We start from the raw sequence: 19,008 nt of genomic DNA, 5'->3' as shown, positions 1-19,008 counted from the left end.
CATGCGCGTCATGGCACAGATGGCCATGGTCATGAACCTGGACAAGTGCATCGGGTGTCACACCTGCTCGGTCACCTGCAAGCAGGCCTGGACCAACCGGCAGGGCACGGAGTACGTCTGGTTCAACAACGTGGAGACCCGGCCCGGTCTGGGGTACCCACGCGGCTACGAGGACCAGGAGGTGTGGAAGGGCGGCTGGGAGGTCACCGAGGGCGGCCGGCTGCGGCTCAAGGCCGGGGGCCGGCTGACCAAGCTGCTCAACATCTTCTCCAACCCCAAGATGCCGAGCATCAACGACTACTACGAGCCGTGGACCTACGACTACGAGACCCTGCTCAACGCCCCGGCGCAGGACACCTTCCCGGTGGCCCGCCCCTACTCGCTGATCTCCGGCAAGCAGATCAACATCGCCTGGTCGGCCAACTGGGACGACGACCTCGGTGGCTCCCAGGAGCACGCCGTCAAGGACCCGATGCTCAAGGGCATCGAGGACAAGGTGAAGTTCGAGTTCGAAGAGACCTTCATGTTCTACCTGCCGCGGATCTGCGAGCACTGCCTCAACCCCAGCTGCGCGGCCTCCTGCCCCTCCGGGGCCATCTACAAGCGGGCCGAGGACGGGATCGTCCTGGTCGACCAGGACCAGTGCCGGGGCTGGCGCATGTGCGTCACCGGCTGCCCCTACAAGAAGGTCTACTTCAACCACAAGACCGGCAAGGCCGAGAAGTGCACCTTCTGCTACCCCCGGGTCGAGGTCGGCATCCCCACGGTGTGCGCCGAGACCTGCGTGGGGCGGCTGCGCTACATCGGGCTCATGCTCTACGACGCGGACAAGGTGCTCGAGGCGGCCGCGGTGCAGGACGAGCACGAGCTCTACGAGGCGCAGCGGTCGGTCTTCCTCGACCCGCGGGACCCGGCCGTGGCGCGCGAGGCCGAGCGGGCCGGCATTCCCGGTGACTGGATCGAGGCGGCCAAGCGCTCGCCGGTCCTCAAGCTGATCCAGGACTACAAGGTGGCGCTGCCGCTGCACCCGGAGTACCGCACCATGCCGATGGTCTGGTACATCCCGCCGCTGTCGCCGGTCGTCGACGTCATCAAGGACACCGGCTACGACGCCGAGGACAAGGACAACCTCTTCGCGGCCATCGACGCGCTCCGGATCCCCGTCGAGTACCTCGCCAACCTCTTCACCGCCGGCGACGTGCGCCCGGTCAACGACGTGCTGCGCAAGCTGGCGGCCATGCGCTCCTACATGCGGGACATCAACCTCGGCCGCGACCCGCGCGCGGAGATCCCCGAGGCGGTCGGCATGACCGAGGAGGAGATGTACGAGATGTTCCGGCTCCTGGCGATCGCCAAGTACGAGGACCGCTACGTCATCCCCTCCGCCCACGGCGAGGAGGCGCACGCCCTGGAGGAGATCGCCACCGACTGCCCCGTCAGCGGCTTCGACGACGAGCTCCTGGACTCCGGCCCGTTCGGCGAGGGGTCGGGCCGCGGCGCGACGACCCCCGTGGCGGTGGAGAACTTCAAGATGCTCCAGCAGCGGCAGACCCAGGACTCCCTGGTCTCCGGCGGTGCCAAGCGCGGCCGGGTGAACCTGCTCAACTGGGACGGCAAGGGCGTCCCGGAGGGTCTCTTCCCCGGACGGGGCGACGAGCCGACCGACGTCCCGCAGACCGTGTCCGCCAGCGGTCCCGCCGACCTCGAGGGCGGACGGGCGCGGCCGGACAACACGGCCGGGTCCGAGGAGGGGCGGCGCTGATGCTTCCCTGGAGGCGGCACCGCCGTGCCCGTCCCGGTCTGGACGCGCGCGCCCAGGCGGACACCTGGCAGCTGTGCTCCCTGCTCCTGGACTACCCCGACGAGGCGCTGCCGGCGCGGCTGCCGGTGCTGCGGGAGGTGGTCGAGGGGCTGCCCGCGTCCGCCGCGGACCCCCTGCGCCGTTTCCTCGACCACGTCGCCTCCACCGTGGAGCAGCACGGGCTCGGGGCGCTCCAGGTGGCCTACGTCGACACCTTCGACGTCACGCGCAAGTGCGCCCTGCACCTCACCTACTTCCTCCACGGTGACACCCGCAACCGCGGCGTCGCGCTCGTCCGGTTCAAGCAGGTCTACCGCCAGCACGGGGTCGAGCTGAGCGCCCCGGACGGCGAAGGGGAGGAGCTGCCGGACTTCCTGCCGGTGGTGCTCGAGTTCGGCGCGACGACCGCACCGGACGCCGCCTGGAAGCTGCTCAACGACCACCGGGTCGGGATCGAGCTGCTCCGGCGAGCCCTGGAGAAGCGCTCCTCACCGTGGCTGGACGTGCTGGCCGCGGTCCGCGCCACCCTGCCCCAGCTCGACCAGGACGACGAGAAGGCCCTGCTCAAGCTCATCGCCGAGGGCCCGCCGAAGGAGACCGTCGGGCTCGACGACGCCTCGCTCAACGCTCCCTACGCCATGGACCCGGCCCTCGACCGCCTCCGCGAACCTCCCGCCAGCGGCTGCGACCACACACAGGGGGCTTCGCCCCCCGTGAACCCCCCGAAGAGCGGTGCGTTCGCTCCGCTCACCCTGATCGACGTTTCGGACAACCAGGCTCCTTCGTCGCGGTTGTCCGAGTCAGGAGCCCCGCGATGAGCACCTTTCTCTGGGTCATCTTCCCCTACATCTGCCTGGCGATCTTCGTCGTGGGGCACGTCTGGCGCTACCGCTACGACAAGTTCGGGTGGACCACCCGCAGCTCCCAGCTCTACGAGGACAAGCTGCTGCGGATCGGCAGCCCGCTGTTCCACTTCGGCATGCTCTTCGTCGCGGTGGGCCACTTCATGGGGCTCGTCGTGCCGCAGAGCTGGACCGACCGGGCCGGGGTGAGCCAGGAGCTCTACCACATCGTCGCGCTGGCGGGTGGGCTCCCGGCGGGCATCGCGGCCCTCGTGGGCCTGGCCATCCTGGTCTACCGTCGCCGGACCACGGGCCCGGTCTTCCGCGCGACCACGGTCAACGACAAGGTCATGTATGCCGTGCTGGCCGTCGTCATCGTCCTCGGCATGTGGAACACCGTGGCGGGCAGCCTGCTCAACCTCGGCATCGCGGGGGACCACTACAACTACCGGGACGGCGTCTCCCCGTGGTTCCGCCAGATCTTCTGGTTCCAGCCGGACGCCTCGCTGATGGAGGGCGCGCCGATCGGCTTCCAGCTGCACGCGCTGGCCGCCTTCCTGCTCTTCGCGATGTGGCCCTTCACCCGGCTCGTGCACGTCTTCTCCGCCCCGCTGGGTTACCTCGTGCGCCCCTACATCGTCTACCGCAGCCGTGACGACCGCCCGGGCGTCGCCACCGGCAGCCGGGCCCAGAAGCGCGGGTGGGAGCGGGTCGGATGAGCTCGGGGCACCCGCTCGGCGGGGCGATCGGGCTGACGCCGGTCGAGGCCGACCCCTCCCGCGTGGTCGACCTGCACGCCGAGGGCGAGCGCCTGCTGGCGAAGGCGCGCGCCGGCGACCAGGGGCGTGCGGTGCGGGCGGTCATCCGCCAGCCCGGCCAGAACCTCATCGTCCTGGCGCTGCCCGCCGGGGGCGGCCTGCCCGAGCACGACGCCCCGGGTCCGGCCTCCCTGCTGTGCCTGTCCGGCCGGGTGGTGCTGAGCACCGAGGGGGGTTCCTGGACCCTCCCGGCGGGCTCCGCACACGCCATACCCCCCGCCCGTCACGACGTCCGGGCCGAGGTGGACAGCATCTGCGTGCTCACCGTCTCCCTCCCGGCGCCCCGATGACGCTCACGCCTACCCTGGAGGGCGTGCCCCGCACCCCGCTCGTCGAGCCCGGCCCCCCGCTCACCTCCGCGCAGGTCTCCCGCTACTCGCGGCACCTGCTGGTGCCGGGCATGGGGATGGAGGCCCAGCGCCGGCTGCTCAACGCCCGGGTGGCGGTCGTGGGGGCCGGCGGGCTCGGCAGCCCGATCGTGTCCTACCTCGCCGCCGCGGGGACGGGGCACCTGACGATCATCGACGACGACGTCATCGACGCGACCAACCTGCAGCGGCAGGTGGTGCACCGGCACGACGACGTCGGTCGCCGCAAGGCCGACTCGGCCGCCGAGCACGTCCGTGGCCTCAACCCCGACGTCTCGGTGGAGGTGCGGGCCACGCGTCTCACCCCCGGGAACGCCCGGGAGCTGCTGGACGGCCACGACCTCGTCCTGGACGGGGCCGACAACTTCCCCACCCGGTATGCCGTCTCCGACGCCTGCGCCGCGCTGGGCATCCCGGTGGTGTGGGCGGCGGTGCTGCGCTTCGACGCCCAGATCTCGACGTTCGTGCCGGGTGCGGGGGAGGGGGTGACCCTGCGCGACCTCTTCCCCGTCCCGCCGCGGCCCGAGGACGTCCCCTCCTGCTCCGAGGCCGGGGTGCTGGGGGCCCTGGTCGGCCAGGTCGGCTCGATCATGGCCGGCGAGGCGGTCAAGCTCCTCTGCGGTTTCGGTGAGCCGCTCGTGGGTCGGGTCCTGCTGGTCGACGCCCTGTCCCAGCGGGTGCGGGAGATCCCGCTCCGGCCGGCGGGGGCGATCGTGCAGCCGCCCGCGCACGAGCCGGTGCGCGAGCTCGTGCCCCTGGTGGAGGTGTCGGCCCGGGAGGTGGCCGAGGAGCTGGACCGGCCCGGACCCCCGGTCCTGCTGGACGTCCGGGAGCCCGCGGAGCACGCCCTCGGGATCGTGCCGGGAGCGATGACGGTGCCGGTGGGCGAGGTGCTCACCTGGGACGAGCTGATCGGGCAGGTGCCCGAGGGGCCGGTGGTCGTCTACTGCAAGACGGGGCCGCGCGCCCGCCGCGCTGCGGCCCACCTGGTCCGGATCGGCCACCCGGACGTCCGGGTCATGACCGGCGGGATGCTCGCCTGGGTGGAGCACGTCGACCCCTCGCTCCCGAGCTACTGAGCCGTGGTCGAGCCGGCGGTCGACCTGCTGATCCTGGCCGGCGGCCGGGGGGAGCGCCTCGGCGGGCTGGACAAGGCGGCGCTGGAGGTCGGGGGCCGCCGGCTGCTGGACCGCGTCCTGGAGGCCGTCCCGGTGCTCGGCGGCCGGGTGGTCGTCGTCGGGGACACCCCGGTCCCGCCGGGCGTCCTCCGCACCCTGGAGGACCCCCCGGACGGCGGGCCGGTCGCCGGGATCGACGCCGGCCTGGGCACGCTGGGCACAGCGGCGCCGTGGGTCGCCGTCGTGGCGGTCGACCAGCCCGGGGCCGCACCGGCGCTGGCGGCGCTCCGGGCGGTGCTGCCTCACCTCCCCGCGACGGTGGACGCCGTCAGCCACGTGGACGCCGGGGGCCACCGCCAGTGGTTGCTGGCGCTCTACCGCCGGCCCGCCCTGGAGGCGGCCCTGGCCGCCCTGGGCCGGGTACGGGACACCTCCGTCCGGCGGCTGGTCGCCGACCTGCGGTGGCACGTCGTCGACGGCGGGGGCGAGCACCTGGGAGACCTGGACACCTGGGACGACGCCGCCCGCTGGGCGGACCGGATCGGGTAACATCCCGCCGTGCAGGGCCGCCGGTCGGACCGGGGGACGGCCGTGACCAACCCCCGTGCCCCACCCCCGGAAGGACCGTCATGTCTGCTGCCCGCCCGTTGTCCGCCCTCGTCCTCGCCGCCCTCGCCGCCGCGGGCGTGACGACGACCCCGGCCGCCACCGCGACCACCACTCCGGCCGTCGCGGACGGTCTGCTCCGCCCGGACACCGACCAGGTGGCGCTGGCCCGCGGGCTGCTCCAGGAGAAGCGCCTCACGGAGGCCCCCGGCGGCTCGCCGCTGGTCGAGAGGGTCGCCGGGGCGAACCGCTACGAGACCGCTGCCGAGCTGTCCCGCTTCTGGGACGAGGTCGTCTACGTCGAGGCCCCGTGGACGCGGCGGCTGGTCGTCGTGGCGAGCGGCGAGAACTACGCCGACGCCCTCTCGGGCGGCGCGCACGCCGGTGCCCTCACCTCACCGGTGCTGCTGACGCGCAAGGACTCCCTCCCCAGCGCGACGCGGGCGGCCCTGGAGCGGCTGCAGCCCCTCACGATCATCCTGCTCGGCGGCCCCGGCGCCGTGAGCCGGGAGGTGGAGACCGCCCTGCAGTCCTACCTCCCGCGCGGTGAGGTGGTGCGCCGCTTCGGCGGGCCCGACCGGTATGTCGTCTCCGCCAGCCTCGCGAGCTCGTGGGGGCAGAGCGACCTGGCCTTCGTCGCCTCCGGGGTCACCTGGCCGGACGGCCTGTCCGGTGGAGCAGCGGCCGCCTGGGAGGGCGCGCCGCTGCTGCTCAGCAAGCCGGGCGACGTCCCCTCCGAAGTCATGCGGTCCCTGCGGGACGACGTCCGCCCGGAGCACATCGTGGTGCTCGGGGGTGCCGCCAGCCTCGACGCCGCCGTGGTGCGGGAGCTGGAGAGCGTCGCGCCGGTCACCCGCATCGCGGGTCGCAACCGCTTCGAGACCGCTGCCGCGCTCGCCCAGGCGTCCCCCGGCCACGGTGGCGCCACAGTGGCCTCCGGGTACGACTGGCCGGACGCGCTCGTGGGAGCGGCCTACGCCGGCATCCTCGGCGACAAGCTGCTGCTCGTGACCCCCACCGGGGTGCCGTCGAGCACCGCACAGACGGTGACCGGTCTCAACCTCGTGTGGATCACGGCCCTGGGCGGGCAGGGCAGCATCCCCGAGCCGGTCCTCGACCAGCTCCGGGGGCTGGGCGTCGAGGAGCCGCCGGCCCCCTGACGTCTGCGGGCGGGCCTGCTCCGGGGACGTCTGGGAGACTGGTGCTCATGGCCACGGTGAGATACTTCGCAGCCGCCGCCGAGGCGGCCGGGACCACCAGCGAGCAGGTGCACGCCGACGACCTCGGGTCCCTGCTCGCCGACCTGCGCCGGCGGCACGGCGCCGAGTTGTCGCGGGTCCTGGACCGCAGCTCGGTCCTGCACGAGGGGCAATACGTCGACGACCCGGACCGCCCGCTCGCGCACGACGCGGTGCTCGACGTGCTGCCGCCCTTCGCGGGCGGCTGAGCTCAGCCGCCGATCCGGCTCATCGGGCGCGGGGGCTGCAGGAAGGTCGGCTCGTTGATGCCGTGACCGGGCAGCTTGGCCCCGATCGAGGCGCGGAGCAGCTCGGCCAGCTCGTCGTCGGAGGCGCCGTCGCGCAGCGGGGTGCGCAGGTCGGTCTCGCCGGTGGCGAACAGGCAGTTGCGGATCATCCCGTCGGCCGTGAGCCGCACCCGGTCGCAGGTGCCGCAGAAGGGCATCGTCACCGAGGCGATGACCCCGACGGTGGCCGGCCCCCCGTCCACCAGGAAGAGCTCGGCCGGCGCGCTGCCCCGGGCCTCGTCGGGCAGGGCGGTCAGCTCGAACCGGGTCCGCAGCCGGTCCAGGATCTCCTCGCCGGTGATCATCTGCGTGCGGTCCCACTGGTGCTGCGCGTCCAGCGGCATCTGCTCGATGAACCGCAGCTCGTAGCCGTGGTCCAGGGCATAGCCGAGCAGGTCGGGTGCCTCGTGGTCGTTGACCCCCCGCATGAGGACGGTGTTGAGCTTGACCGGCACCAGCCCCGCGGCGGCGGACGCCTCGATCCCCGCCAGGGTGTCCGCGAGGCGGTCCCGCTTGGCCAGGGCGATGAAGGTCTCGCGGTCCAGGGTGTCGATGCTGACGTTGACCCGGGTCAGCCCGGCGGCCCGCAGGTCCTGCGCGATCCGGGACAGGCCGATGCCGTTGGTGGTCATCGAGATCTCCGGGGCGGGGTCGAGGGCGGCGAGCCCGGCGACCACGTCGGTCAGGTCGCGGCGCAGCAGCGGCTCACCCCCGGTGAGGCGGATCTCCTCGATACCCAGCTCCACCGCCACGCCGGCCAGCCGCACGATCTCGGGGGTGCTCAGCATCGTGGTGCGCGGCAGCCAGGGCACGCCGTCCTCCGGCATGCAGTAGGTGCACCGCAGGGAGCACCGGTCGGTGACGGAGATGCGCAGGTCGCGGTGGACCCGGCCGTAGCGGTCCACCAGCGGGCCGCGCGACGGTCCGTGGCCGGGGTCGGGCGTGGGCATCAGTGGTCCCCTCCGGTGATCTGGTCCAGGACGTGCCCCAGCAGGGGGCCGAGCACGTCCAGCCCCTCCTGCACGGCGCTGGGTCGCCCGGGCAGGTTGACGACCAGCGTCCCGCCCTGCCCCTTCCCGGCCGGCCAGTCGACCACCCCCACCACCCCGCGGGAGACCGCGGCGTAGGGGGTGTGCCGCGCCCCTTCGCGGCGCAGCAGCTCGGCCAGGCCGGGGTTCTCCCGGGTGATGACCTGCCGGGTCCCCTCCGGCGTCAGGTCGCGCGGGCCATGGGCCCATGCCCGTGCCCCCGGTCGTCACCACCAGCCGGGCCCCGTCGGCGACCGCCTGCCGGAGCGCACCCGCCACGGTCTCGACGCCGTCGGGCACGACCACCGAGCTCACGGCATACCCGAGCTCCCTCAGGCCGCCCGTCAGCAGCTGGCCCGAGGTGTCCTCACGGGTCCGGTCGGAGCTGCGGTCCGACACCGTGACGGCGACGGCCGGCAGGGGCGGACGGGGGTGGGAGCGGGTCATCCGTCGAGTCTACGAGACGGCGGTCGAGCCGCCCGTCCGTACCGCCCCGCGGGCTCTTCCGGGGCGTCCGCCCGTGCTAGTGCAGCCGGCGGACGGCCCGGTCCGCCGCGACGAGGAAGCGGTGGACGACCTCGCGCTCCTCGGGGGAGAAGCTGGCGTCCAGCGCCGCGAGCTCGACGAACATCGGCATGAGGTGACCGAGGAGCTCCTCCCGGCCGCTCGGGGTGCAGACGACCGCGGTCCGGCGCCGGTCGGTCGGGTGTGGCTGCCTCTCGACGTGACCGCGGGCCTCGAGCCGGTCGACGATGCCGGTGGCGGCGGCCGAGGTCACCCCGATGCGCTGGGCCAGCTCGCTGGGCCCGACGGGCTCGTCGAAGATGTGCTCGAGCGCCGCCAGCTCGCTGTGCGTCAGCCCCGCCCGGCGCGCCAGGGCGGGCCCGGAGCGGCGGCCGGAGTCCAGCAGCCGGTGCAGTGCCTCGAGCGTGGGGCTGCGCTCCCAGCCCGACACCCACTGGGACTGCGGGCCGTCGGCCTGGTTCGCCCGAGGGTGTTGCGCGGTGCTATCGTCCTTCACGAACTCCCTCACTCAGTTAGCAATCAAGGTGCTGACAAGACCACTCTAACCCGGAGGCGGCCATGCGCAAGATCGTCCAGTTCATCACCGGCCGCCGGTCGGCGTGGGCCGTGGCCCTCGTCGGCCTGCTGCTGGCCGTCGGGTCATCGGCGGCGTCGGCCAGGCCGAGCGCGAGCCCAGCAGCCTGGACAGCCTCCCGGCCGGCTTCGACAGCACCCAGGGCCAGGCGCTCCTCGACGAGCTCCCCGACGAGGGCAACCGGACGGCGATCGTCCTGTTCACCGTCGAGGACGAGGGGATCGTGGACCGGCTGCCCGAGCTGTCCGCGGTGATGCAGGAGGTCGCCCCGGAGGGTGCGCAGGCTCCCGAGGGCGGGCAGGCACCGGACGACGCCGCGGCGAGCGCCGGACCCCCCGAGGGGGTGGACGACGCCTCCGCCACGGCCGGTCCTCCGCCGGGGGTGGAGGTGGGCGAGGGCGGCGGCCCGCCGCCGGGCGTGCTCGAGGGCGACTTCCCCGGTGATCCCCGCCGAGGACGGCACCGCCGCGATCAGCGTCCTCGACGTCGAGGCAGCCACCTCCGTGGACGCCCGCGACGTGGTGGCCGAGCTGCGCACGGCCCTCGCCGACGCGGTGCCCGACGGGGTGACCGCCGAGGTCACGGGCCCGGCGGCCATCCAGGCCGACCTCGCCTCCGTCTTCGACGGCGCGAACTTCACGCTGCTCGCGGTCACCGCCTCCGTGGTGGCGGTGCTGCTCATCGTCACCTACCGCAGCCCCGTCCTGTGGATCGTCCCGCTCGCCGTCGTCGGCGTCGCCGACCAGCTCGCCACGACCACCGCCACCCACGTGCTCAGGGCCACCGGCGTCCCGTGGGACGACTCGACGATCGGCATCCTGTCGGTCCTGGTCTTCGGTGCGGGGACCAACTACGCCCTGCTGCTCATCAGCCGCTACCGCGACGAGCTGCGCCGCACCGAGAGCCGTCACGAGGCGATGGCCGTCGCGCTGAGCCGGGCCTCCGAGGCCATCGTCGCCAGCGCGGGCACGGTCGTGGTCGGTGTGCTCTCGCTCCTGCTCTCGGTCTTCCCCGCCACCCGCGGCCTCGGGCTCGCGTCCGCCGTGGGGATCCTCGTGGCGATGGTCGCGGTGCTCGTCGTCCTGCCCGCCGCGCTGGTGGTCTTCGGCCGGTGGATCTTCTGGCCCAAGGTGCCCCGCGTCGGTCAGGACCAGCTCGTCGACGCGCGCTCGCTGTGGCGCCGGATCGGTGACGCCGTGGCGCGTCGGCCCTTCGCCTTCGCCGGCGGGGCGCTCGTCGTCCTGCTGCTCATGGCCTCCGGGATCACCCAGATCAGGAGCGGGCTGTCGCTGGAGGACCAGTTCCTGGAGACCCCGCAGTCCATCACCTCGGCCCAGCGGCTCGGCGAGTCCTTCCCGGCCGGCGCGGCCGACCCCCTCGTGGTCGTCACCCGCACCGACGACCAGGGTGCGGTCGACGAGATCGCCGAGGTCATCGCCGACGTTGAGGGCGTCAGCGAGGCCACCCCGCTCCCGCCGGAGGTCGGCATCGGGCAGGTCCAGGTCGTCCTGGACGCCGAGCCGGGGTCGGCGCAGTCCCAGGAGGTCGTGGCCCAGATCCGGGACGCCGTCGGCGACACCCCGGACACCCACGTCACCGGGGGCGACGCGAGCACCCAGGACGGGAACGACGGGGCCCTGCGCGACCGGCTGGTCGTCATGCCGGTCATCCTGCTGGCCGTGCTGCTGGCCCTCATGGGTCTGCTGCGCTCGGTCGTGGCGCCGATCATCCTGCTGAGCACCGTGGTCGTGACCTTCGCCGCCTCGCTCGGGATCTCGTGGTTCATCTTCACCGGCATCCTCGGCTTCAGCGCCATCGACGTCACGATGCCGCTGCTGGCCTTCGTCTTCCTGGTGGCCCTGGGCATCGACTACAACATCTTCCTCATCACCCGCACCCTGGAGGAGGCCAAGGTCCACGGGACCCGCGACGGCGTCCTGCGGGCGCTGGGCGCGACCGGTGGCGTCATCACCAGCGCGGGCATCCTGCTGGCCGCGGTCTTCGCCGTCCTGGGCGTCCTGCCGCTCGTGGTCCTGGCCCAGATCGGCGTCGTCATCTGCATCGGTGTCCTGCTGGACACCCTGGTGGTGCGGACCGTCGTGGTGCCGGCCATCGTCCGGGTGCTCGGGGAGAGCTTCTGGTGGCCGCGCAGGGTCGGGCCGGGGGCGACCCCGCGGCACGCCGAGGAGCGGGCCCGCGTCACGACTTAGGTCACGTCAGAGAGTGATTTGCGAAGGAAGGTAAGGCTCCCCTAAGGTCGGCACGGCTGGCACTCGCCAGCCGTGCCGATCTCGCCAGGAGCCCTCCCGTATGCCGCGCTCGCTCGCCTCCCGTCCCCTGCTCGCCGTCTCCGCCGCCGCGGCCGCCCTGACGCTGGGCGCCTGCAGCACCGGCCCGACCGGCTCGGGCGCGGCAGCGGATGCCGGCGCGGCCACGAGCTCGGGCGCGGCCGCCTCCTCCGGCGACACCGGCAGCTTCCCCACCACCGTGGAGCACGCCTTCGGGGAGACGACGATCGAGTCCGACCCGCAGCGCATCGTCACGGTCGGCTGGACCGACCACGAGATCGTCGCGGCACTCGGCGAGGTGCCGGTCGGTGCGGTGCGGATCAACTGGGGCGGCAACGAGGCGGGCTCGACCGATTGGTTCGACGAGGCGGTCACCGAGCTCGGCCACGACCCCGCGGACATCACGCGCTACGACGACTCCGACGGGATCCCGGTCGACGAGATCGCCGCGATGGAGCCCGACCTCATCCTCGGCAGCAACTCCGGCCTGAGCCAGGAGGACTACGACAGGCTCGCCCGGATCGCACCGACGGTCGCCTACCCCGAGACGGCCTGGGCGACCCCGTGGCGCGAGTCGGTCGAGGTCGTGGGTCAGGCGATCGGCCGGCCGGAGCAGGCCGAGCAGGCGATCGCCGACACCGAGGCGGCCATGGAGGCGGCCCGGGAGGCCCACCCGGAGCTGGAGGGCACGACGTTCGCCTGGGGCTGGTTCAGCCCCACCGACACCTCCACCATCGGCCTCTACAACACCATCGACCTGCGCCCGCAGTTCCTCACCGAGCTCGGCATGGTCAACGCCCCGCTGGTGGAGGAGATGAGCGGCAGCGAGAACTTCTCGGCCAACCTCTCCGCCGAGCAGGCCGACACCCTCGACGCCGACGTCTTCATCTTCTACACGGACGGCGGGTTCACCGCCGACATGCTGCTCGAGGACCCGTTGCTCTCGCAGATCCCGGCGATGGCCTCCGGCGCCTACGTGGAGTCCGGCACCCCGCAGGACGTCGTGGGCATGAGCTCGCCGACGCCCCTGTCGATCCCGGTGGCCCTCGACCGTTTCATCCCCCTGGTCGCCGAGGCCGCCGCCACCGCGGCGGAGGCCGGCGCCCGCTGAGCGGGGAGCCAGGATCGTCCCGCCCGTGAGCACGCCCACGACCAGCACGCCGCCGACGCGCGGCGTGCTGGTCGGGCGACGCCGGACCTGGGCGCCGCTGGCCGTCGGGCTCGGTGCCGTCGTGCTGGCCGCCGCCGTCTCGGTGGCGGTCGGCTCACGCACGCTCAGCCCCGGCGAGGTCGTCTCCGGCGTCCAGGCCGTCCTCGGCGGCGTCACCACCGACCCCGCCGGTGCCGTCGTCGCCGCCCGGGTCGACCGGACGATCATCGGCCTGGTCGTCGGGCTCGCCGTCGCGCTGTCCGGGGCGGCCATGCAGGGCCTGACCCGCAACCCGCTCGCCGACCCCGGCATCCTCGGCGTCAACGCCGGCGCCGCGCTCGCCGTCGTGCTGGGCATCCAGCTGCTCGGGGTGGGTGGGGGCGCGTTCGTGTGGTTCGCGCTGCTGGGCGGCATCGTCGCCGCCGTCGTCGTGTATGCCGTCTCCGCCGCCGCACCCGGTGGCCCGGCACCGCTCACCATGGCGTTGGCCGGGGCCGCCCTGACCGCGGGCGGCGTCAGCGTCACCGCGGGGCTGCTCATCAGCGACCGCAGCGCCCTGGACACCTTCCGCTTCTGGCAGGTCGGCAGCGTCGCCGGGCGACCGGTCGGCCTGATCCTCGACGTGCTGCCGCTGCTGGTCGTCTCCGTGGTCGTCGTCGCCCTGTCCGGCCCGGTGCTCAACGCCACCGCCCTGGGCGAGGACCTCGAGCGCGCCCTCGGTCAGCGCGTCCACCTCTCCCGCGCCGTCGTCGCGCTCGGCGCGGTCGGCCTGGCTGCCTGCGCGGTCGCGCTCGCCGGGCCGATCGGCTTCGTCGGGCTGGTCGTGCCGCACCTGGTCCGGCTCGTCACCGGCCCCGACCACCGCCGCATCCTGCTCGGCAGCGCGATCGTCGGGCCGGTGCTCGTGCTGCTCACCGACACCCTCGGCCGCGTCGTGATGCCGCCCTCGGAGATCCAGGTCGGCATCATGACCGCGGTGCTCGGGGCACCCGGCCTCATCTGGCTCGTGCGCAGGACGGCGGTGCGATGACCGTCCACGACACCCGGTCCCCGCACCCGACCGGCGCACCCGCCGCACCCGCCGCGCCCGGCCCCTCGACGCAGGTCGTCACCCCCGGCACCGGGCCCGACCGCGCCGAGGAGGTCCGCCGCTCCCGCTCCCACGCGCGCCGCCGCGGCCGGCTCGTCCTCGGCGGGCTGCTGGTCGCCTGGGTGCTGGCCATGGCCGTGCGCATCCTCCTCGGCGACTTCACCATCACCGTGCCCGACGTCTGGCGGATCCTGCTGGGCACCGGCGAGGTGGCCGGCGGCGCGGAGTTCATCCTCCTGGACTCCAAGCTGCCACGCGCCGTCGTGGGCACGCTGGCCGGCGTGGCGCTGGGCGCGAGCGGCGCCACCTTCCAGCTGATGGCCCGCAACCCGCTGGCCAGCCCAGACGTCCTCGGCCTCACTATGGGCGCGAGCGCCGCCGCCGTCCTCACCCTCGTCGTCCTCGGCGGGTCGGGGGCCGCCGTCACCGTGGCCGCCCTCGGCGGCGCCGCGCTCGTGGCCGTGGCCCTGCTGACGCTGTCGGCCTCCCGCCCGGGGGCCGCGCCGACCCGGATGATCCTCGTCGGCATCGCGCTGTCGGCGATGCTCACCTCGGTCGTGCACTGGGTGCTGCTGCACGCCGACATCTACCGCGCGCACGAGGCGATGGTCTGGCTCACCGGCAGCCTCAACGGCGTCACCTGGCGCCAGATCGGGCTGCTCACGGTCGTCGTCGGGCTGGCCCTCCCGCTGCTGCTCGCCACCGCCCGCGAGCTGCACCTGGTCGAGCTCGGCGACGACCTGGCCGCCGGCGTCGGCGCCCCGCCCGGGCCGGTCCGCGCCCGGGCGCTGCTTCTCGTCGTGCTCCTCGTCGCAGCCACCACGTCGGTGTGCGGGCCGATCGCCTTCGTCGCCTTCCTCTCCGGCCCGGTCGCCCGGCGGCTCCTCGGCGGGCGCGCCTCGATCGCCGCGGCGGCGCTGGTCGGTGCGGTCATCGTCGTGCTGGCCGACCACGCCGGCGCCTACGGCATACCGGAGGCGAACCTGCCCGTCGGCGTCGTCACCGGCGTCGTCGGCGCCCCCTTCCTCCTGTGGCTCCTCACCCGCGAAAGGGCATCCTCATGACCTCCTCCTCCGTGCTCCGGGCCGAGCGGCTCAGCCTCGGCTACGGCGAGCGGACCATCGTGCACGACCTCGACCTGACCGTCCCCGAGGGCAAGGTCACCGCCATCGTGGGCCCCAACGGCTGCGGCAAGTCGACGCTGCTGCGCGGGCTGTCGCGGCTGCTGCGTCCCCAGGACGGCCGGGTGCTGCTCGGTGACCGGGACGTGCACCGGATGCCCACCCGCCAGGTCGCCCGGTCGATGGCCCTGCTCCCGCAGCACCCGGTCGTGCCCGAGGGCATCACCGTCGGCGAGCTCGTCGCCCGCGGGCGGCACCCCCATCACGGGCTGCTGCGCCAGTGGACCCGCGAGGACGACGAGGTCGTGGCCGAGGCGCTCGAGCTCACGGCCACCACGCCCCTGGTCAGCCGCGAGGTGACCGAGCTCTCCGGCGGCCAGCGCCAGCGGGTGTGGATCGCGATGGTCCTGGCCCAGCGCACCGACCTGCTGCTGCTCGACGAGCCGACGAGCTTCCTCGACATCGCCCACCAGGTGGAGGTGCTCGACCTCGTGCGCGACCTGTCCGTCGACCGCGGCACCACCGTGGTGATGGTCCTGCACGACCTGGCGATGGCCGCCCGCTACGCAGACCACCTGGTGGCCATGCGCGGCGGGCAGGTGGTCGCCGAGGGCGACCCCCGCAGCGTCGTCACCGCCGAGACCGTCTGCGACGTCTTCGGCATCACCTGTCGCGTGCTGTGGCAGGAGGCCACGGGGGACCTGTCCGTCATCCCGCTCGGCCGGCACCGGCCGGTCGGGCACGTCCTGGGCACCGCGGGCACCCCGCGCCTCGCCCCCGAGATGGTCCGCGGGGCGGCCGCCGGGCTGGAGGTCCTGCGATGACCGCACCCCTGACCGGCACCCTTCCCCGCCAGGCGGCCGAGCGCGTGACCTCCGAGGTCTACGCCCGCACCATGGCGATGCCGCTGGAGCGCTCCGAGCACGCCTGCGTGCCCGCCACCGTGCTGCGGGCCGAGTGGGTCGCGCCGCAGCTGCGCCGCCTCACCGTGCACGCGCCGAGCCTGGCCGCCTGGTACGCCCCGCTCGGGCCCGACGAGTACGTCGGCCTCGTCATGCCCCGCCCGGGCACGACGCTGCCCGACCTGTCGGGCATCAGCGGCCCCAACCCGCGTCCCGTCATCGGCGAGATGCCCGAGGAGACCCGCCCCGAGGTGCGCTGGTACACCGTGCGCGCCTGGCGGCCCGGGCTCGCCGAGCTGGACGTCGAGGTCGTGCTGCACCCCGAGGGCGAGGTCGAGGAGGGCCCCGGCGCGCGGTGGGTCCGCGACGCCGCAGCCGGCGACGAGCTCGCCGTGCAGACCGGCACCACCTGCTACCACCCGCCGGCCGACGCCCGGGTGCAGGTCATCGCCGGCGACGAGACGGCATACCCCTCGATGGTGCAGATCGTCGAGGGCGCCCGCGGCACCGGCACCGAGCTGCACGTGCTGCTCGAGACCGCCCCCGGCGCGGTGCCCGACGTGCCCGAGCCCGAGCTCGGAACGCTGACCGTGGTGCACCGCGGCAAGCGCCGTCCGGGCGAGGCCCTGGTCGAGGCGGTCCGCGCGGCCGACCTGCCGCAGCCGGACTACGGCTGGGTCTCGGGCGAGCAGGAGCTGGCCGCGCAGGTGCGGCGTCACCTCGTGCGCGACCGTGGCCTGGCCAGGACGTCGGTCTACTTCTGCGCCTACTGGATCCTGGGCCGGCCACGGGGCTGACCGCCGCTCAGAGCACGAAGCGGAAGAGCGGGCTGTCCGGCGCGATCGGTTGCACCTCCATGGAGCTGGCGGCCATCCGCTCCAGGAGCGGGGACAGGTCCTCGCGGGCCCCGAGCTCGATGCCCACGAGAGCGGGACCGGTCTCGCGGTTGTTGCGCTTGACGTACTCGAACAGCGCGATGTCGTCGTCCGGCCCCAGCACCTCGTCGAGGAACCGCCGCAGCATCCCCGGCTCCTGCGGGAAGTCGACGAGGAAGTAGTGCTTGAGCCCCTCGTGGATGAGCGACCGCTCGACGACCTCGGCATACCGCAGCAGGTCGTTGTTGCCCCCCGAGACCACGGCCACGACCGTCAGACCGGGCTCCACCCGCAGGCCGGCCAGCGCGGCGGAGGCCAGGGCCCCGGCAGGCTCGGCGATGATGCCCTCGGTCTGGTAGAGCGCGATCATCTCGGTGCACACCGCGCCCTCGGGGACGGCGACCAGCTCGGGGGTATGCCGTGCCACCACCTCGTAGGTGCGGTCGCCGGCCCGGGCCACCGCCGCCCCGTCGACGAAGCGGTCGATCTCTGGCAGGGTCACGGGGGCCCCGGCGTGGGTCGCCGCGATCATGCAGGCCGCGCCCGCGGGCTCGGCGCCCACGACCCGGACCTGCGGGTGGCGCTCGCGCAGCCAGGTCAGCGCCCCGGCCAGCAGCCCGCCGCCCCCGCAGGGCAGGACGACCACGTCCGGCGGAGCCGGGAGGTCCTCGACGATCTCGCGGACGATCGTGCCCTGGCCGGCGATGGTGTGCGGGTGGTCGAAGGCCGGGACGGGCGTGGCCCCGGTGCGCTCGGCGTCGGCCCGTGCCGCGTCGGCGGCCTCGTCGTAGGTCCGACCCCCCACCACCGTCTCCACCCAGTCCCCGCCCAGGGCAGCGACCCGGTCGCGCTTCTGCCGGGGGGTGTTGGCGGGCAGGTAGATCCGGGCGTTCACCCCGAGGGTCGCGCAGGCGTGGGCGACCCCCTGGGCGTGGTTGCCGGCGCTGGCGCAGACGACGCCCGCCCAGATCTGCTCGCTGTCCAGCTGGGCGATGAGGTTGGCGGCGCCACGACCCTTGTAGGAGCGCACCGGCTGCAGGTCCTCCCGCTTGAGCCAGACGTCGGCCCCCGTGGCCTCCGAGAGCCGCTCGCTGCGCTGCAGGGGGGTGCGGGTGACCTTGCCCGCGATCCGCTCCGCGGCGGCGTCGACGTCGTCGGCGGTGGGGAGCGGCAGGTCGCTCATCCGTCCCCCCGGGCCAGCCGCCGCAGCGCCAGCATCGCCAGCGCGGCCGCCTGGTCGCCGAGGACGGCGTCGTCGAAGAGCACCTCGGGGGAGTGGTTGTAGGGGGCGGTGTCGGGGTCGACCTCCGGCGGGCTGCACTGGAGGAAGAAGAAGGTGCCGGGCACCTGGGCCAGGACGTAGCTGAAGTCCTCGGACCCCATGAGGGGGGTGGGGCGCTCCTGCACCCGCTCGGCCCCGAAGACGTCGGTGAGCTGCTCGGCGACCCAGGCGGTCTCGGCGTCGTCGTTGACGGTGACGGGGTACTGGACCTCCAGGGACACCTCGGCGGTGCACCCGTGGGCCGAGGCGATCCCCGCGGCCAGCGCGGTGGCGTGCGTGCGGACCGCCTCGACGTTGGTGTCCGAGAGGGTGCGGACCGTGGCGCCGAGCGACGCCGTGCCGGGGATGACGTTGACCGCCTCGCCCGCCCGCAGCCGGGTGACCGAGAGGACGACCGGGTCCCCGACGTCGAACCTGCGGGTGACCATCGTCTGCAGGGCGGTGCCGATCTCCAGCAGCGCCGCGACGGGGTCGGCAGCCTTGTGGGGCTGGGAGCCGTGGCCGCCCCGGCCGTGGACGGTGATCTGCAGGACGTTGGAGCCCGCGAGCACCGGGCCGGGGCGGTGCCAGAAGACGCCGCGCGGGCCGGGGGAGACGTGGATGGCGTAGGCCGCCACGGGCCGCTCTCCACTGGCCTCCAGCAGCCCCTCCTCGAGCATCACCTTCGCCCCGCCGTAACCCTCCTCGCCCGGCTGGAACATGAAGAGGATCGACCCGGCGAGCTCGTCCCGGCGCGCACAGAGCAGGCGCGCCGCCCCCACGAGGCCGGCGGTGTGCAGGTCGTGACCGCAGGCGTGCATGGTGCCGGTGGTGGCGGCGAAGTCCAGACCCGTGGCCTCGGTGACCGGCAGCCCGTCCGTGTCGCCGCGCAGCAGCACGGTGGGCCCGGGGCGGGCACCGCGCAGGACCGCCACGACCGAGGTCGTGCCCGTGCCGGTCGTGATCTCCAGGGGCAGCCCCTCCAGCGCCTCGAGCACCAGCTGCTGGGTGCGGGGGTTGTCCAGCCCCACCTCGGGGTGCCGGTGCAATGCGCGGCGCAGCCGCACGAGGTCGTCCTGGAGGGCCCGGGCGTCGGCGAGGAGCGTCATACCCCGG

Annotated in this window: 20 protein-coding genes and 1 pseudogene; 14 read left to right on the top strand and 7 right to left on the bottom strand. The window is 74.0% G+C overall.

Annotation, left to right across the window (positions count from 1 at the left end):
- The first annotated feature begins 1 nt into the window (after window position 1).
- From narH to E3Z34_RS16555, 8 genes are all read left to right on the top strand, one after another.
- Window positions 2–1,762, top strand: a complete 1,761-nt coding sequence (gene narH / locus E3Z34_RS16590; protein ID WP_134774500.1) for a nitrate reductase subunit beta — start codon at window positions 2–4, stop codon at window positions 1,760–1,762.
- A complete protein-coding gene (gene narJ, locus E3Z34_RS16585; protein ID WP_134774499.1) occupies window positions 1,762–2,619 on the top strand; it encodes a nitrate reductase molybdenum cofactor assembly chaperone in 858 nt (285 codons plus the stop codon). The genes narH and narJ overlap by 1 nt, the downstream gene beginning before the upstream one ends.
- A complete protein-coding gene (gene narI, locus E3Z34_RS16580) occupies window positions 2,616–3,362 on the top strand; it encodes a respiratory nitrate reductase subunit gamma (protein ID WP_134774498.1) in 747 nt (248 codons plus the stop codon). The genes narJ and narI overlap by 4 nt, the downstream gene beginning before the upstream one ends.
- On the top strand, window positions 3,359–3,751 hold the full coding sequence (locus tag E3Z34_RS16575) for a cupin domain-containing protein (RefSeq protein ID WP_134774497.1): 393 nt from the start codon (window positions 3,359–3,361) through the stop codon (window positions 3,749–3,751). Before narI ends, E3Z34_RS16575 begins: the two co-directional genes overlap by 4 nt.
- A gap of 23 nt (window positions 3,752–3,774) precedes the next feature.
- Window positions 3,775–4,908 carry a ThiF family adenylyltransferase gene (locus tag E3Z34_RS16570; protein WP_134774496.1) on the top strand — a complete coding sequence of 378 codons (1,134 nt, stop codon included), beginning with the start codon at window positions 3,775–3,777 and terminating at the stop codon, window positions 4,906–4,908.
- A gap of 3 nt (window positions 4,909–4,911) precedes the next feature.
- Complete coding sequence (locus E3Z34_RS16565; protein WP_202976978.1) at window positions 4,912–5,496, top strand: NTP transferase domain-containing protein; 585 nt, start codon at window positions 4,912–4,914, stop codon at window positions 5,494–5,496.
- An 80-nt stretch (window positions 5,497–5,576) separates the two neighbouring features.
- A complete protein-coding gene (locus E3Z34_RS16560) occupies window positions 5,577–6,713 on the top strand; it encodes a cell wall-binding repeat-containing protein (protein ID WP_134774495.1) in 1,137 nt (378 codons plus the stop codon).
- Window positions 6,714–6,760: 47 nt separating this feature from the next.
- Window positions 6,761–7,000 (top strand): MoaD/ThiS family protein, encoded by a 240-nt coding sequence (locus E3Z34_RS16555; RefSeq protein WP_134774494.1) that lies wholly within the window; start codon window positions 6,761–6,763, stop codon window positions 6,998–7,000.
- Between the two features lie 2 nt (window positions 7,001–7,002).
- Here the strand turns inward: E3Z34_RS16555 and moaA are convergent, their stop codons facing one another.
- The 5 genes and pseudogenes from moaA to E3Z34_RS19275 all read right to left on the bottom strand — a co-directional run bounded on the left by moaA (window position 7,003) and on the right by E3Z34_RS19275 (window position 9,668).
- Window positions 7,003–8,028: a GTP 3',8-cyclase MoaA gene (moaA, locus tag E3Z34_RS16550; protein WP_134774493.1), complete on the bottom strand. Its 1,026-nt coding sequence runs from the start codon at window positions 8,026–8,028 to the stop codon at window positions 7,003–7,005.
- Window positions 8,028–8,267: a MogA/MoaB family molybdenum cofactor biosynthesis protein gene (locus E3Z34_RS19970; protein ID WP_338043814.1), complete on the bottom strand. Its 240-nt coding sequence runs from the start codon at window positions 8,265–8,267 to the stop codon at window positions 8,028–8,030. The genes moaA and E3Z34_RS19970 overlap by 1 nt, the downstream gene beginning before the upstream one ends.
- A gap of 109 nt (window positions 8,268–8,376) precedes the next feature.
- Window positions 8,377–8,553: pseudogene (locus E3Z34_RS19965) on the bottom strand (hypothetical protein); the annotation flags it as partial.
- A 76-nt stretch (window positions 8,554–8,629) separates the two neighbouring features.
- On the bottom strand, window positions 8,630–9,127 hold the full coding sequence (locus E3Z34_RS16540; protein WP_238695245.1) for a MarR family winged helix-turn-helix transcriptional regulator: 498 nt from the start codon (window positions 9,125–9,127) through the stop codon (window positions 8,630–8,632).
- 16 nt (window positions 9,128–9,143) lie between these two features.
- Window positions 9,144–9,668 carry a hypothetical protein gene (locus tag E3Z34_RS19275; protein WP_238695244.1) on the bottom strand — a complete coding sequence of 175 codons (525 nt, stop codon included), beginning with the start codon at window positions 9,666–9,668 and terminating at the stop codon, window positions 9,144–9,146.
- Here E3Z34_RS19275 and E3Z34_RS16535 point away from each other — a divergent pair.
- The 6 genes from E3Z34_RS16535 to E3Z34_RS16510 all read left to right on the top strand — a co-directional run bounded on the left by E3Z34_RS16535 (window position 9,646) and on the right by E3Z34_RS16510 (window position 16,553).
- Window positions 9,646–11,415, top strand: coding sequence for an MMPL family transporter (locus E3Z34_RS16535; RefSeq protein ID WP_238695243.1), 1,770 nt, complete (start codon window positions 9,646–9,648; stop codon window positions 11,413–11,415). The two genes, E3Z34_RS19275 and E3Z34_RS16535, sit on opposite strands and share 23 nt — an antisense overlap.
- A 100-nt stretch (window positions 11,416–11,515) precedes the next feature.
- Window positions 11,516–12,604 (top strand): iron-siderophore ABC transporter substrate-binding protein, encoded by a 1,089-nt coding sequence (locus E3Z34_RS16530; RefSeq protein ID WP_134774491.1) that lies wholly within the window; start codon window positions 11,516–11,518, stop codon window positions 12,602–12,604.
- A 25-nt stretch (window positions 12,605–12,629) separates the two neighbouring features.
- Window positions 12,630–13,673 (top strand): FecCD family ABC transporter permease, encoded by a 1,044-nt coding sequence (locus E3Z34_RS16525; RefSeq protein WP_238695242.1) that lies wholly within the window; start codon window positions 12,630–12,632, stop codon window positions 13,671–13,673.
- A complete protein-coding gene (locus E3Z34_RS16520) occupies window positions 13,670–14,797 on the top strand; it encodes a FecCD family ABC transporter permease (RefSeq protein WP_134774490.1) in 1,128 nt (375 codons plus the stop codon). The genes E3Z34_RS16525 and E3Z34_RS16520 overlap by 4 nt, the downstream gene beginning before the upstream one ends.
- Window positions 14,794–15,678, top strand: a complete 885-nt coding sequence (locus tag E3Z34_RS16515; protein ID WP_134774489.1) for an ABC transporter ATP-binding protein — start codon at window positions 14,794–14,796, stop codon at window positions 15,676–15,678. Before E3Z34_RS16520 ends, E3Z34_RS16515 begins: the two co-directional genes overlap by 4 nt.
- Entirely contained in the window at window positions 15,675–16,553 is an 879-nt protein-coding gene (locus tag E3Z34_RS16510) for a siderophore-interacting protein (RefSeq protein WP_134774488.1), read from the top strand. Before E3Z34_RS16515 ends, E3Z34_RS16510 begins: the two co-directional genes overlap by 4 nt.
- Before the next feature lie 7 nt (window positions 16,554–16,560).
- Here the strand turns inward: E3Z34_RS16510 and ilvA are convergent, their stop codons facing one another.
- Both ilvA and E3Z34_RS16500 read right to left on the bottom strand, forming a co-directional pair.
- Window positions 16,561–17,814, bottom strand: a complete 1,254-nt coding sequence (gene ilvA, locus E3Z34_RS16505) for a threonine ammonia-lyase IlvA (protein ID WP_134774487.1) — start codon at window positions 17,812–17,814, stop codon at window positions 16,561–16,563.
- Window positions 17,811–19,001, bottom strand: coding sequence for a M20 metallopeptidase family protein (locus E3Z34_RS16500; protein ID WP_134774486.1), 1,191 nt, complete (start codon window positions 18,999–19,001; stop codon window positions 17,811–17,813). The genes ilvA and E3Z34_RS16500 overlap by 4 nt, the downstream gene beginning before the upstream one ends.
- Window positions 19,002–19,008 lie beyond the last annotated feature (7 nt).

The organism is Ornithinimicrobium flavum (assembly GCF_004526345.1).
GTDB classification, from domain to species: domain Bacteria; phylum Actinomycetota; class Actinomycetes; order Actinomycetales; family Dermatophilaceae; genus Ornithinicoccus; species Ornithinicoccus flavus.
Note: the sequence above shows the minus strand (reverse complement) of the source record. Positions and strands in the feature narration are given on the sequence as shown.

Bases quoted from the DNA above. Each gene is read 5' to 3' on its own strand.
- narH (WP_134774500.1), top strand. From the start codon at position 2: ATGCGCGTCATGGCACAGATGGCCATGGTCATGAACCTGGACAAGTGC.
- narJ (WP_134774499.1), top strand. From the start codon at position 1,762: ATGCTTCCCTGGAGGCGGCACCGCCGTGCCCGTCCCGGTCTGGACGCG.
- narI (WP_134774498.1), top strand. From the start codon at position 2,616: ATGAGCACCTTTCTCTGGGTCATCTTCCCCTACATCTGCCTGGCGATC.
- E3Z34_RS16575 (WP_134774497.1), top strand. From the start codon at position 3,359: ATGAGCTCGGGGCACCCGCTCGGCGGGGCGATCGGGCTGACGCCGGTC.
- E3Z34_RS16560 (WP_134774495.1), top strand. From the start codon at position 5,577: ATGTCTGCTGCCCGCCCGTTGTCCGCCCTCGTCCTCGCCGCCCTCGCC.
- E3Z34_RS16555 (WP_134774494.1), top strand. From the start codon at position 6,761: ATGGCCACGGTGAGATACTTCGCAGCCGCCGCCGAGGCGGCCGGGACC.
- moaA (WP_134774493.1), bottom strand. From the start codon at position 8,028: ATGCCCACGCCCGACCCCGGCCACGGACCGTCGCGCGGCCCGCTGGTG.
- E3Z34_RS16530 (WP_134774491.1), top strand. From the start codon at position 11,516: ATGCCGCGCTCGCTCGCCTCCCGTCCCCTGCTCGCCGTCTCCGCCGCC.
- E3Z34_RS16520 (WP_134774490.1), top strand. From the start codon at position 13,670: ATGACCGTCCACGACACCCGGTCCCCGCACCCGACCGGCGCACCCGCC.
- E3Z34_RS16515 (WP_134774489.1), top strand. From the start codon at position 14,794: ATGACCTCCTCCTCCGTGCTCCGGGCCGAGCGGCTCAGCCTCGGCTAC.
- E3Z34_RS16510 (WP_134774488.1), top strand. From the start codon at position 15,675: ATGACCGCACCCCTGACCGGCACCCTTCCCCGCCAGGCGGCCGAGCGC.
- ilvA (WP_134774487.1), bottom strand. From the start codon at position 17,814: ATGAGCGACCTGCCGCTCCCCACCGCCGACGACGTCGACGCCGCCGCG.
- E3Z34_RS16500 (WP_134774486.1), bottom strand. From the start codon at position 19,001: ATGACGCTCCTCGCCGACGCCCGGGCCCTCCAGGACGACCTCGTGCGG.